Here is a 12,395-nt window from a genome sequence, read left to right on the forward strand (position 1 = left end):
CCTCCTTCGCGCACGCACGGTGACTCACGCCGTCTCGACCTCCGGGTCGATGAAGGTGAACTGCGCGGGCCGGCCGTGGCCGAGGTCGCGGAACTCGTCGGCGAAGGTGGTCTCCGCCGGCACGTTGGCCATGTTGTTGCTGACCGAGAACAGGGTCGGGACGGGCCCGGTGTAGCCGAGCGCCCACAGGTTCTTCTCGTGCAGCTGGATGATCTGCTCGGCGTAGTCGTCGATCGCGGCGGAGTCCGTCTGGGCGGACATCTCGCGGTAGAGCGTGATGAGCTCCATGATGTCCCCCGTGGGCTCGACGCCCTGGGCGCCCTCGGCGGCGTACCAGGTGCCGTACTGCGTGTGCCACGGCGTGCCCGCCCGCAGGGGCACCACCGTGTCGGGGCGGAAGATCGGATGGATGCCGCCGATCACGCCCGAGGTGGTCAGCTGCAGCTGGCCCGAGTCGTTGAGATCCCCGAAGCGGCCGCGGTCGACGAGCTCGACATCGGTCTGGATGCCGACGGCCTCGAAGTGGTGCTTGAGCAGCTCCTCGAACTGGCCGGCCTGCGGGGCGTCGGACTGCTGGGTGATGACCAGGCGGAGGGCCTCGCCGTCGGGGCGCAGGCGCCAGTCCCCGTCGCGGGTCAGCCCCAGCTCGTCCAGCAGCTCGTCGGCGCGGTCGACGTCGTAGCTCGCCCACCTCTGGGCCCAGTCCTCCTGGTGGAAGGGGCGGCCCTCGGCGATGGACGACTGCTGCGGGGCCCCCAGGCCGAGCGTGAGCTGTTCGGAGAGGGCCTCGCGGTCCACCGCCACCGAGAGGGCCTCGCGGAACCTCGCGTCGTGGAAGAGCTCGCGCAGGGTCTCGTCCGGGGGCTCCATGTTGAACTGGACGCCGTTGGAGTACCAGCCGGCCGGCTCCCACTGCCGTACCTGGTAGCCGCCCTGCTCGGCGTTCTCCTGCAGCAGCGTGAAGGAGCCGAACTCGAACTGGCCGATGTCGAAGTGGCCCTCGAGGACCTGCAGCTCCACGTGGCTCGGGTCCTGGTAGGTCTCCAGCGACAGCTGATCGATGTAGGGCAGCTGATGGCCCGCGGGATCGGTCTTGAAGTAGTAGGGGTTGCGCTCCCAGGTCACCTGCTCCGCCCCGGCGTCCTCCGTGGGGATCCAGGCACGCAGCATGGGCCGGTCGGACCAGAACCAGTAGTAGTAGCAGGCGGACTCGTACCAGCCCGCGAGGTCCTCGAAGCCGCGCTCCTTCGCGATCTCCAGCGCGGCCTCCTCGCCGATGAACTCGTCGAGGATCTCCTCCATCCAGTGCGCCGGGGCGAACATCCACTTGGCGTCGATCGCGACACGCTCGAGGAACATCGGGCGCGGGTGCTGGAAGGCGACCTGGACGGTGTGGTCGTCGACCGCGGAGAACTCCGCCATCGCGCGCTCGCCGGTGCTGGGGTCGGTGGACCAGAAGGCGTCGTAGACGCTGCGACCGAAGATCTCCGGGCGCATGATGTGCTCCCACCACATCATCACGTCGGCCGAGGTGAAGTCGTGGCCGTCGGACCACTTCATGCCCTTGCGCAGGTGGATCGTGTACTCGGTGAGGTCGTCGTCGACCTCGAAGCCCTTGGCGACGTTCGGCTCGACGCCGTCGCCCTCGACGGTGAAGCGGAACAGGGCCTCCTCGGTGGGCTTGCCGATGTCCCAGGGGCCCTCCTGGGCGGAGCGGGTGGGGAAGTTCCAGGTTCCGCCATGGGTGCCGATCTGCTCATGGACGGGCTCGATCATGATGTCCTCGAGGGCGGGCATGCGCTCGGCCACGGGCGGCAGCTCGCCGGCCTCGACCCGCTCGGCGAGCATCGGCGACTCGACGAGGGAGTCGGCCGAGGTGATCTCCTCGACCTCGTTGAGAGCGGCGACCTCCTCGGAGCCCGCCCCCTCGGAGCCGTCCGCGCAGCCGGCGAGGGCGATCAGTCCCATGCCGCCGAGCGCTCCGAGCGCGGTGCGGCGACGGATGTCGGCAGTGCCATGAGTAGGGCTCGAAATGGCCATCTGAAACTCCTCCGGGTGGGCATGCTGTGTTCCCCGTCGATCTCCGGGGCGGCGTCGGAAGTCGACAGTACGGAGAGAATTCGTCCGGCCGATGAACAGGGTTCGCGGCGGGGATGAACGGGAGTCAGGAGGAGTTGTGAGATGCGCTTTATTGAGCGCGGACGATCGCTGAATTCAGTGATCGAGGGCTCCCCTCCGGTGACATCCGGGTGAACGGTGGAGGAAGGTCGCTGGTCAGCGGGGCCGGAGGCATCGAGGGGCGGTGCGGGCGGCAGTACCCTCCGAGGTCATGGCCCAGCAGACCGGCAAGCTCACACTGCAGGACGTCGCCGCCCGGGCCGGCGTCTCGAACGCCGCGGTCTCCCTGGCCCTGCGCGGCCGCCCGGGCGTCTCGGAGGCGACGCGCCGGCGGATCCTCGCCGCGGCTGACGAGATCGGCTACCGCGCGGTGCGCCGCGCCACGGGGCGCTCGGCGCCGGGGACGGTGGCGGTGCTGCTGCGGGACATCGTCAGCGTGTTCTCCCACGACGTCGTCTCCGGGATGGAGGCTGCCGCGGCCGATGCGGGACTGCGACTGATGTTCTTCGACGGCCGCGGCGATCTCGAGCACCTGCGCGCGGAGTTCGACGAGCTGCGCGTCGAGAGACTGCAGGGGATCGTCACCTTCGGGACGGCGATCCCGGGCGAGATGCTGCAGAAGGCCGCTCAGCGCACACCCGTGGTGCTCGTGGGCAAAGCGGGCGAGACCGTCTCCGGGGTGGACATCGTCAGCAACGACGACGTGCTCGGCGCGCGCCTGGCCGTGCGGCATCTCGTCGAGTGCGGCCACGTGCGGATCGCCCACCTCGCCAAGGGCGGCCTCCGTGCCGAGGGGTACACCCTGGGAATGCGGGAGGCCGGGCTGGAGCGATATCTCCAGCTCGAGGGCGGCAGCACGGAGACGCTGCGGCCGGCGATCCGCTATCTGCTGTTCTCCATCCTCCAGGAGGAGAATTCCCCGACCGCCGTGTTCGCCGAGACCGACGGGGTGGCCATCGACTTCCTCGGCGCCGCTGTGGATGCTGGGCTGCGCGTCCCCGAGGACATCAGCGTGGTCGGCTACGACAGCACCCGGCAATGCGAGATGATCCGTCCCCGGCTGACCTCGGTGCGCCAGCCCCGCCATGAGATGGGCATCGCGGCGATCCGGCTGCTGCGGGAACGGGCCGCCGGCAGGAGCGAGGACCGGGACCTGGTCCTGGAGCCCGGCTTGGACGTGCGCGATTCCTCCGTCGGTCCCCGCACCGCCAGCTCCGTGGTCGCCCCGTCCTCCCTCAGCGCCCGCTATCGGCGCCTGCGGGTGCGCTGACGGCCCCGCGCGGGGTGTCCGGGACCTGATCGGTTGCCATGGGTTGCCGAGCGCGCCGGTAGAGTTGCCGCCGAAGTGCAGGACGGGCGAGGCCGAGCAGGCGGGAACGGAGCCGAGGGCAGGTGGCGGACAAGCGCGTGACCATCTACGACGTCGCGAAGAGCGCCGGGGTGGCCCCCTCGACCGTCTCCCGGGCGTTCTCGCGGCCCGGCCGGGTCAGCGCCGCGACCCACGCGAAGGTGATGGCCGCCGCCAAGGAGCTCGACTACCGCACCACGGCCCCGCCCGCCCAGGAGCGCGCCGAGCGCCACCACCGGCTCGGCATCGAGGTCCCGGACCTCACCAACCCCTACTTCGCCGAGATCGTCTCCGGCATGCAGGAGGCCGCGCACGAGCTGGGCTACCTGCTGATCCTGCTGGACACCGTCGAGGACGAGGATCGGGAGCGCTCGAGCCTCGAGAGCGCGATCTCCGTGGTGGACGGCATCGTCCTGTCCGGCACCCGGCTCTCCGACGCCGCCCTCACCCACCTCACCAAGCGGATCCCCGTGGTGGTGCTCAACCGCCGCGTGGCCGGGCTGGACTCGGTCACCCCGGATTTCGAGCACGGCATGGAGCAGGCCATGAGCCATCTGGCCGAGAACGGGACCCGCACCGTCACGTACCTCTCCGGGCCCGTGAACTCCTGGTCCGACGGGGAGCGCTGGCGGGCTGCCCGCGCCGCCGCCCGCGTCCACGACCTGCAGGTCCAGCGCCACGGTCCCTTCCCGCCCACCACCGCCGGCGGCGAGCAGGCCTTCGAGGAGCTGCAGGATGCGCTGCCCCATGCCGTGGTCTGCTACAACGACCTCATCGCCTTCGGTTTCCTGGTCTCCGCGCTGCGGGCCGGGGTCCGGGTGCCGGGGGAGCTGTCCGTCATGGGCCACGACGACATCCTGCTCGCCCGGCACATCGGCGGCGGGCTCACCACGGTGGTCAGCCCCAAGCGGGCGCAGGGCCGCGCGGCCGTGGAGCGGTTGGTGCGGCGGATCGAGAACCCCTCCTCCCTGCGTGCCCCGGTGGAGGGGTCGCTGCCCGTGCGCCTCGTGCCCCGCGGCTCGACAGGGCCCCGTGACCAGGACTGACGCGGCATCCCCGGGATGCCGGGGCGGCAACCGGTGACAACCCTGCCTCCTCCCCGGCGAGCCCTTGCGAGGATGAGCGCATGAGCAACGACGCCTTCGTGCCGCACCCCGACCGACTGCTCCCCGCCGACCCCGCCGTCCGGGAGATCGCGCGCAGCCTCTACGCGCTCGAGAAGGATCAGCCGATCATCTCCCCCCACGGCCACGTGGATCCCCGGCTGCTGCTGGACGACGAGCCCTGGACCGACCCCACCTCGCTGTTCATCACGCCGGACCACTACGTCAACCGCCTGATGCACGCCCGCGGCGTGGACCTCGCCGATCTCGGTGTGGGCCAGGGCCCGCTGACGGAGTCCGCCTCCCGCCGCGCCTGGAGCCTGCTGGCCGAGCACTGGCACGCCTACGCCGGCACCCCCTCCCGCTACTGGATGGAGCACGAGTTCCACGAGGTCTTCGGCCTGGAGACCGTGCTCAGCCCGCGCACTGCCGAGGCGATGTACGACGAGATCGCCGAGAAGCTCACCCGCCCCGAGTTCCGGCCCCGTGCGCTCTTCGAGCAGTTCGGGATCCAGGTCATGGCCACCACCGACGATCCGGTCGACGACCTCTCCCCGCACGACGCGCTCGCCGCGGACGCCTCCTTCGCCGGCCGCGTGATCCCCACGTTCCGTCCGGACAAGTACCTCGAGCCCGCCCGGGAGGACTTCGGCGCCCTCGTCGCGGCGCTCGGCGAGGCTGCGGGCGTGGACACCTCCAGCTATGACGGCCACCTCGAGGCGATGCGGATCCGCCGCCAGTACTTCCGCGATCACGGCGCGGTCTCCTCCGACCACGCCCACATCGACCCCGGCACCGAGCGGCTCGCCCTCGAGGACGCCCGCCGTCTGTACGGCGCGGCCCTGTCCGGCGCCATCTCCGCCGACGAGGCGGTCGCCCTGCGCCGCCACCTGCTCGCCGACCAGGCGCGCCTCGCGGCCGAGGACGGCCTGGTCATGACCATCCACCCCGCGGTGCTGCGCAACCACGACACCGCCACCTTCGAGCGGTTCGGCCCCGACGTCGGCTTCGACATCCCGGTGGCCGTGGACTTCGTCCACCACATCCGCCCGATGCTCAACGACGTGGGCCACCACCCCGGCTTCCGCACCGTGCTGTTCACCATCGACGAGACCGTCTTCTCCCGGGAGATCGCGCCGCTGGCCGGCGTGTACCCCTCGGTGTACGCGGGGGCGCCGTGGTGGTTCATCGACTCGCCGGATGCGATTCTCCGCTATCGCCGGGCCGTCTCCGAGACCATCGGCTACAGCCGCACCAGCGGCTTCATCGACGACACCCGCGCCTTCTGCTCGATCCCGGCGCGCCACGACATGGCTCGCCGGCTCGACGCCACCCACCTCGCGGGGCTGGTCGCCGAGCACCGGATGCGTCTGGAGGACGCGACGGAGCTGGTGTCCACCCTGCCCACCCAGCAGCCGCGCGAGGTCTTCCGCCTCGGCGACGGAGGAGAGACCGCCTGATGACTTCCACCCCCGCCTCGCCGTCCGACGTGGGCCGCCTGGTCCACCTCGGCATCGGCAACTTCGCCCGCGCCCACACGCTGCTGGACACCCAGATCGCCGGCGGCTGGTCCGTCGTGGCCTTCACGGGGCGCTCCGCGGACATGGCCGAGACGCTCACCGCCCAGCGCGGCCGCTACGGCCTCATCGTCCGCGGGCCGGAGGCGGACGAGGTGCGCGTCGTGGACGTCCTCGACGCCGTCCATCCCGCCTCCGACGTCGACGAGCTGGTGCGCCTGCTCGCCGATCCCTTCACCGCCGTGGTCACCCTGACCATCACCGAGAAGGGCTACGCCGCGGGCTCCGACCCCGCGACCTCCGCCCCGGCCCGCATCGCGCGGGGCCTCGGCGCGCGGCGCGAGGCCGGCGTCGAGGAGCCGATCGCCCTGGTCTCCTGCGACAACCTCACCGGCAACGGCGAGGTGCTGCGCGAGGCCGTGCTCGCCGAGCTCGACGAGCCCACCCGAGCCTGGTTCGTCGACCACGTGGACGTCATCTCCACCATGGTCGACCGGATCACCCCGGCCGCCGATGACGGCGCCGTGGCGACCGTGCTCGCCCAGACCGGCTTCGACGACGCCGCCCCGGTGGTCACCGAGCCCTTCAGCGAGTGGGTCCTCGAGGACCGCTTCCGTGGCCGACGCCCCGCCTGGGAGAAGGCCGGCGCGCAGTTCACGGACGACATCGCCGTCCACGAGACCCGCAAGCTGCGCCTGCTCAACGGGGCCCATTCGCTCATGGCCTACGCCGGCCAGGTGGCGGGCGTGCAGCGCGTGGACGAGGCGATCGCCCACCGCGAGGTGCGCGCCCTGGTCGAGGAGCTGTGGGCCGAGGCCCGCTCCACGCTGCCGCTGCCGGCCGAGGAGCTCGACGCCTACACCCGCGCGCTCGAGGAGCGGTTCCGCAACCCCCGCCTCGCCGACAACCTCATCCGGATCGCCGCCGACGGCACCGCCAAGCTGCCCGTGCGCGCGCTGCCCGTCATCGCCGAGCGGGGCGGGCCGTCGGAGGCGCCCGGAGAGGTCGCCGCCGTCGCCGCCTGGACCGCGTGGGTGACCTCGCGGGTGCGGGCCGGGCACGAGGTGGCCGACCCGCGGGCCGCGGAGATCGCCGCGGCCGCCGCGATCGAGGGCGAGACCGAGCGGGTGGCCGCGCTGCTGGCACTGCTGGGCGTCGGCGCCGAGGACCCGCTGGTCGGGGCCGTGGTGGCCGCGGAGGCGCGCCTGCCGCGGAGCTGATCGGGCTGGGCCCGCGCGCCCACCTCAGACGATCGAGCTGGTCATACGGTCCGGAAAGCCGCGGCTCACCGGACCCTATGACCAGCTCGATCTGCGTCTCGGCGCCGCCCCGCTCGTTCGCACCGATCGGGCCAGTCGGAGGGGGCGATGAACCCGCGCTCACCGCGTGGTTCCACAGGCTCGATCCGGTCGTCGTGGTCCGGACGCGAGCCACCGATGTCAGATGCGCCGCTCAGCGGTCTCCGAGCGGCACATCTGACAGCAGTGACCCGCCGCTGGAGGCCCGGGTGCGGGCCACGGAGGTCAGATGCGCCGTTCTGGGGTCCCCAGGCGGCGCATCTGACGGCAGCGACCCGTCGCGCCGCTGTCCGCGATCAGGCCAGGTCGGCCAGCGCCTCGAAGCGCTCGAGCCGCTCGCGGTAGTAGTCCTGGTTCCCCGCGACCGGCTCCACGCGGGAGAGCACCGGGACCTCGGCCACATCCACGCCGGGTGCGGCCTGCTCGAGGGCGAGCACCGCGGCGCCGCGCATGGTCGAGCGGGAGATGGCGACGTGGTCGATGGGGGCGCCGAGCGCGTCGGAGAGCAGGTGCAGCCAGCCGGGGATCGCGCCGGTCATGCCGCCGGAGAGGACGATCCGCTCCGGCTCGCCGCCGGCCTCGCGCATCTGGTCGGCGATGCGCAGGAAGGACAGGGCCACGCCCTCCATCGACCCGCGCAGCATGTCCTTCCAGGTGGTGGAGGCGCCCACGTTCGCCATCAGCGCCCGCGAGCTGCCGCGCCACTTCGTGCCCCGCTCGCCGGAGAAGAAGGGGACCACCAGAGGGGTGCCGGGCGAGGGCGGGCCGGAGAACAGGGTCTCGGTGTCGGTGGCGTCGATGTCGTAGGGCATGGCCAGCTCGTTCCGGCACCAGTCCAGCACCCGACCGCAGTCGCTCATCGCGGAGCCCACCAGGGTGCGCTGCCGGTCCACGCGGTAGGCCCACAGTCCGCTGGGCAGGGTGGGGATCTCGGTGTCCAGCAGCTGGCGGATCGCCCCGGAGGTCGCGGTGGAGATCCCCCAGGTGCCGGTGCCCAGTGCGCCGATGCCCATGTTCGCGGCGAGGCCGTCGCCGATCACGGGCAGCCACACCGCCCGGCGCAGCTGCGGGAACTCGGCGGCCAGCGGGGTGCCCTCGACGGGCAGCGCCTCCGAGGGGTCCAGCGGGTCGCCCATCATCGACGCGTCGATGCCCAGGGCCTCGAGCAGCTCGGGCACGTACTCGCCGGTGCGACGGTCGATCATGCCGGACCAGGCGGCCGAGGCGGTTCCCAGCGCGGGAGTGCCCAGCAGCCGGAAGGCCGCGTACTCGCCGAGGGCCATGAAGCGCTCGGTGCGTGCGAAGAGCTCGGGATGCTCCTCGCGCAGCCACTGGATCCGCGGCGCGGTGTAGGAGGAGTGCAGGCGCGCGCCGGTGCGCTCGTGCAGCGCGGGGACGTCGAGGGTCTCGGAGAGCTCGGCGACCTGCGCATGGCAGCGGGTGTCCGCGTAGGTGATGCACGGGGTCACGGCGCGCCCCGCGGTGTCGACGCCCACCAGGGAGGAGGCGAAGGTGTCCACGCCGATGGCGAGGATCTCGCCGGGCAGCGCGCCCTTGCCCAGGACCGCGGCGAGCGAGGTGCGGATCTCCTCGACGACCTGGTCGGCGTCGATGACGCTGGTGCCGTCGTCGTCGACCGTGAAGGCGTGCACCTCCTTGTGGGTGCGCTTGCCGACCTCACGGCCCGAGACGTCGTACACGGCGGTGCGAGTGCCGCCGGAGCCGATGTCGATGCCGACGACCAGGGGTCCCTGGGCGTCGGTGGCCGGGATGCTGAAGCGGGGCATGGAGATCTCCTGCGATCGTCGGGGTCACCTGCGCGGCACCGGGCACCGGGCGGCGGCGCGGGCTGCCGAGCCAGCATACGAGCTGCCGCAGCGGGCGCAGAGGCCGCGCCGCCGGTTGCCAGCGCTCCGGCGGTCGCCCTGCGGGGGCCCCGGGGACCTGGCCGTGGGCGGGGACCGTCGCTAGGCTCGCGCCATGCGACTCGCGGTGACCGGGACATTGATCGAGTGGCGCGGGCCCGCGCCCTTCGTGTTCCTCCCGGTGCCCGCGGAGGAGGTGGACGCGATCGCCGCGATCGCCCGCGAGGTCACCTACGGCTGGGGCGCGATCCCCGCGACGGTCCGGATCGGCGCGACCGAGTACACCACCTCCCTCTTCCCGCGCGACGGCGGCTACCTGGTGCCGGTGAAGCTGGCGGTGCAGCGCGCCGAGCAGGTGGACCTGGGCGACGAGGTCCGCGCCGACCTGCGGATCGGCGAGGGGTGACCGCCGTACCGCATCGAGCTCCGCACGTTCAGCGCGGCCGGTGCGGGGACTTCCCGGTGGGCGTGCTGAGATCGGGGACCACCAGCACGGGACCCTCGGCGCGCTGCAGCAGGCCGCGGGAGACGGAGCCCAGCAGGGCGCTGGCCATGCGGCCGTGCCCGCGCGTGCCCACCACCACCAGCTGCGCCGTGCGGGAATGCTCCACCAGCTGCGCGATCGGATCGCCGACCAGGACCTCGGTGGTGACCTGCAGTGCGGGGAACTCCTGTCGCAGGTGCTCGGCGTCCTCGGCGAGGCTCTCCTCGAGCTGCTGGTGCCGCTGCTCGACCACCCGCGGGTCCAGGACCATCTCGGGATACCAGCCGCCCAGGCTCTCCATCGGGGGCAGGGCGAGCGTCAGGTGCAGCGGCGCCAGGCGGTCCATCGCCGCCTGGGCGGCGAAGCGGGTCGCCAGCGCGCCCTGCGGCGAGCGGTCGGTGCCGGCGACGACGGGCGCATCGTCGTCCACCCGCGCGAAGCGCTCCGCGCCCGTCCCCTCGCCGATCACGTACTGCGTCGGGACCACCACGGTGGGGCAGTGCGCATGGGAGGGCAGGGCCGAGGAGACGGAGCCCAGGAGCCGGCCCAGGAACCCGCCCCGGCCGCGTGCGCCGACCACCGCGAGACGGGCGTCGGCCGAGAGGCGCACCAGCACCCCGGCGGCGTCGCCCTGCTCGGCGCGCAGCTCGATCTGGCCGGGATAGCCGGCGAGGCGGTCCCTCGCCTCCTCCAGCACTTCGCGGGCGGCGGCCTCGCGGGCCACGTCCTCCGGGACCGGCGGGATCGCCGCGGCCGTCGTGTACAGCATCGTCGGCACGGTGAAGGCGGAGACCACCGTGAGCCGACTGCCGGCGCGCAGCGCCGCGCGCGCGGCGTAGTGGAGGGCGAGGACGGACTGCTCGGAGCCGTCGTAGCCGATCAGCACGCCGAGCGGCCGCGAGGCGGGGTCATAGGGGATTGCGGACATCGAGGTGCGGATGTCGTCGTTCATCACGGCCCTCCCGTCGGGGGCGTTCAGCGATCGGCGACGGTGCCCCCGTGGTCGAGATCCGTCGGCGATGGTTCCATGGTAGTGACCTGCGCCACCGGCGTCACGGCAAAGGTCCCGGTCGGACGGCGGACCGCGATCACTTGGCGGGCCGCGCGGGAAGGCCCAGCTCCTCGGCGTGGCGCGTGAGCAGCTCCTCCCACCCGTGGTCGAGCGCATCGCGGCCCACGATCCGCTCCTGGTCCTGCCCGTCGAGCCGCGCATCGAGCACGCCGAGGCAGACCTGCCAGCCGGTCACCTGCAGGGCGGCGGAGGAAGGGTCCGCGAGGTCGATCTTCAGCGTCGCGCGCGCCTCGTCGACGAGCCACTCCAGCAGGTCGTCGCCGAATCGGTGGCTCAGGGCGTGCTCGCCGGCGATGGCGACCACGTCCGCGGCGAAGGCCTCGGCGCCGGGCTCCTCCCGCGCGAGCACGGGGCCCACCTCGGTCAGCGGCCGCTCGGGCACCACCGGGGACCAGGTCGCCAGCAGCTCCGGATCGGTGAGGTGCGCCCAGATCTGCTCCGAGGTGCCGGAGAGGTCCACCTCGAGGAGGACCGCGCCCTCGGTGAGGTCCACGGCGACAGGGAGGTCGAGGATCCGCTGGTCGATGTCCGGTGCATGCACGAGAGTCTCCTTCCGGGCGCCGCCGGTCGCGGCGCGGCACACCGCCATTGTGCTCCCGGGGTGGCGCGCGTGGTGGCGAGGGAGCGGCTCAGCCGGCGGTGGTGGGGTGCGGAGGGATCGAGAGGTCCACCAGGCCCGGGATCTCCCGGGCGCGGCGGGCGGCCATGGTGTGGAGAGAGGAGACGATGTGCTGCGCGGCGGGATTGCGGGCCACGGCACGGCGCACCTGGAGGCACAGCCGGCGCCGCGGCGCGGGCGGGGCGAGCGGGATCGCGACCACGTCGGCGCGCAGGTCGCGGGAGATCACCGAGGGCTGCACCGTCACGTAGTCGCCGGTGGCGACGAATCCCAGCACGGTCGCGAAGTCGTGGGGATTGACCTCGACGCGCGGCGTGAACCCGGCGGCGCGGCACGAGGCGCCGATGCGGTCGAACCAGTGCGAGTCCAGCGGGTCGTCGGTCACCCAGGCCTCCGCCGCCAGCTCCTTGAGCGGCACGGTGGTGCGTCCTGCGAGGGGGTGCTGGGCGCCGACGATCGCGACGTACCCCTCCTCGAGCAGCTCCTGGAGCTCCCAGTCCTCGCGCGAGGCCGCCCCGGCCCCCTCGCCCACGACGATGTCCATCCCCTCGGCGACCAGGTCGTCGCTGGTGCAGTCGCGCAGGACGAGGTCCAGGCGCAGGTCGGGGAAGCGGCGGCGCACGTCATGGGCGAGCTCGGGCACCCAGCTGGAGGCGATGGAGATCGCGTAGCCCAGGCGGAGGGTGCCGGTGCGCCCGGCGCGGAGATCCTCCACGGTGCGGTCCAGGGCGCTCAGCGCGTCGAGGGCACGGCCGGCCTCGACGGCGAGGGTCCGTGCCTGCACGGTGACGGTGATCCCTCGGCCGGAGCGCTCCACCAGCTCCAGCCCGGTCTCCCGGCGCAGACTGGTCAGGTGCTGGCTGATGGCAGAGGGCGTGTAGCCGAGCGCCTCGGCGCTGGCGCGGATGCTGCCGGTCTCGACGACGGACCTCAGGACGCGGAGCTTCACGGGATCGAGCATGGACCGAGCC

The 12,395-nt window shown here is 72.7% G+C and carries 10 protein-coding genes; 5 read left to right on the top strand and 5 right to left on the bottom strand.

Going from position 1 to position 12,395, the window contains the following annotated elements; genetic code table 11:
• Positions 1-24 precede the first annotated feature (24 nt).
• Complete coding sequence (locus CXH06_RS04620) at positions 25-2,040, bottom strand: ABC transporter substrate-binding protein (RefSeq protein WP_114853978.1); 2,016 nt, start codon at positions 2,038-2,040, stop codon at positions 25-27.
• 289 nt (positions 2,041-2,329) lie between these two features.
• On the opposite strand from CXH06_RS04620, the gene CXH06_RS04625 reads away from it, so the two are divergent.
• The 4 genes from CXH06_RS04625 to CXH06_RS04640 all read left to right on the top strand — a co-directional run bounded on the left by CXH06_RS04625 (position 2,330) and on the right by CXH06_RS04640 (position 7,306).
• Positions 2,330-3,388 carry a LacI family DNA-binding transcriptional regulator gene (locus tag CXH06_RS04625; protein WP_114853979.1) on the top strand — a complete coding sequence of 353 codons (1,059 nt, stop codon included), beginning with the start codon at positions 2,330-2,332 and terminating at the stop codon, positions 3,386-3,388.
• Between the two features lie 137 nt (positions 3,389-3,525).
• Positions 3,526-4,512, top strand: a complete 987-nt coding sequence (locus CXH06_RS04630) for a LacI family DNA-binding transcriptional regulator (RefSeq protein WP_232820197.1) — start codon at positions 3,526-3,528, stop codon at positions 4,510-4,512.
• An 80-nt stretch (positions 4,513-4,592) separates the two neighbouring features.
• On the top strand, positions 4,593-6,029 hold the full coding sequence (gene uxaC / locus CXH06_RS04635) for a glucuronate isomerase (protein ID WP_114853981.1): 1,437 nt from the start codon (positions 4,593-4,595) through the stop codon (positions 6,027-6,029).
• Positions 6,029-7,306, top strand: coding sequence for a mannitol dehydrogenase family protein (locus tag CXH06_RS04640; RefSeq protein ID WP_114853982.1), 1,278 nt, complete (start codon positions 6,029-6,031; stop codon positions 7,304-7,306). The genes uxaC and CXH06_RS04640 overlap by 1 nt, the downstream gene beginning before the upstream one ends.
• Before the next feature lie 374 nt (positions 7,307-7,680).
• On the opposite strand, the gene CXH06_RS04645 is transcribed toward CXH06_RS04640, so the two are convergent.
• Positions 7,681-9,171: a gluconokinase gene (locus tag CXH06_RS04645; RefSeq protein WP_114853983.1), complete on the bottom strand. Its 1,491-nt coding sequence runs from the start codon at positions 9,169-9,171 to the stop codon at positions 7,681-7,683.
• Positions 9,172-9,364: 193 nt separating this feature from the next.
• Here CXH06_RS04645 and CXH06_RS04650 point away from each other — a divergent pair, with 193 nt between their 5' ends.
• Positions 9,365-9,655: a DUF1905 domain-containing protein gene (locus CXH06_RS04650; protein WP_114853984.1), complete on the top strand. Its 291-nt coding sequence runs from the start codon at positions 9,365-9,367 to the stop codon at positions 9,653-9,655.
• Between the two features lie 28 nt (positions 9,656-9,683).
• Here CXH06_RS04650 and CXH06_RS04655 read toward each other — a convergent pair whose 3' ends face one another.
• The 3 genes from CXH06_RS04655 to CXH06_RS04665 form a co-directional block, all read right to left on the bottom strand.
• Complete coding sequence (locus CXH06_RS04655; protein ID WP_114853985.1) at positions 9,684-10,685, bottom strand: universal stress protein; 1,002 nt, start codon at positions 10,683-10,685, stop codon at positions 9,684-9,686.
• A gap of 136 nt (positions 10,686-10,821) precedes the next feature.
• Positions 10,822-11,346 carry a hypothetical protein gene (locus CXH06_RS04660; protein ID WP_114854088.1) on the bottom strand — a complete coding sequence of 175 codons (525 nt, stop codon included), beginning with the start codon at positions 11,344-11,346 and terminating at the stop codon, positions 10,822-10,824.
• A gap of 88 nt (positions 11,347-11,434) precedes the next feature.
• On the bottom strand, positions 11,435-12,385 hold the full coding sequence (locus CXH06_RS04665) for a LysR family transcriptional regulator (RefSeq protein ID WP_114853986.1): 951 nt from the start codon (positions 12,383-12,385) through the stop codon (positions 11,435-11,437).
• Positions 12,386-12,395: the final 10 nt, after the last annotated feature.

Origin of the sequence: Brachybacterium sp. YJGR34, from assembly GCF_003347015.1 — a bacterium.
GTDB lineage: Bacteria > Actinomycetota > Actinomycetes > Actinomycetales > Dermabacteraceae > Brachybacterium.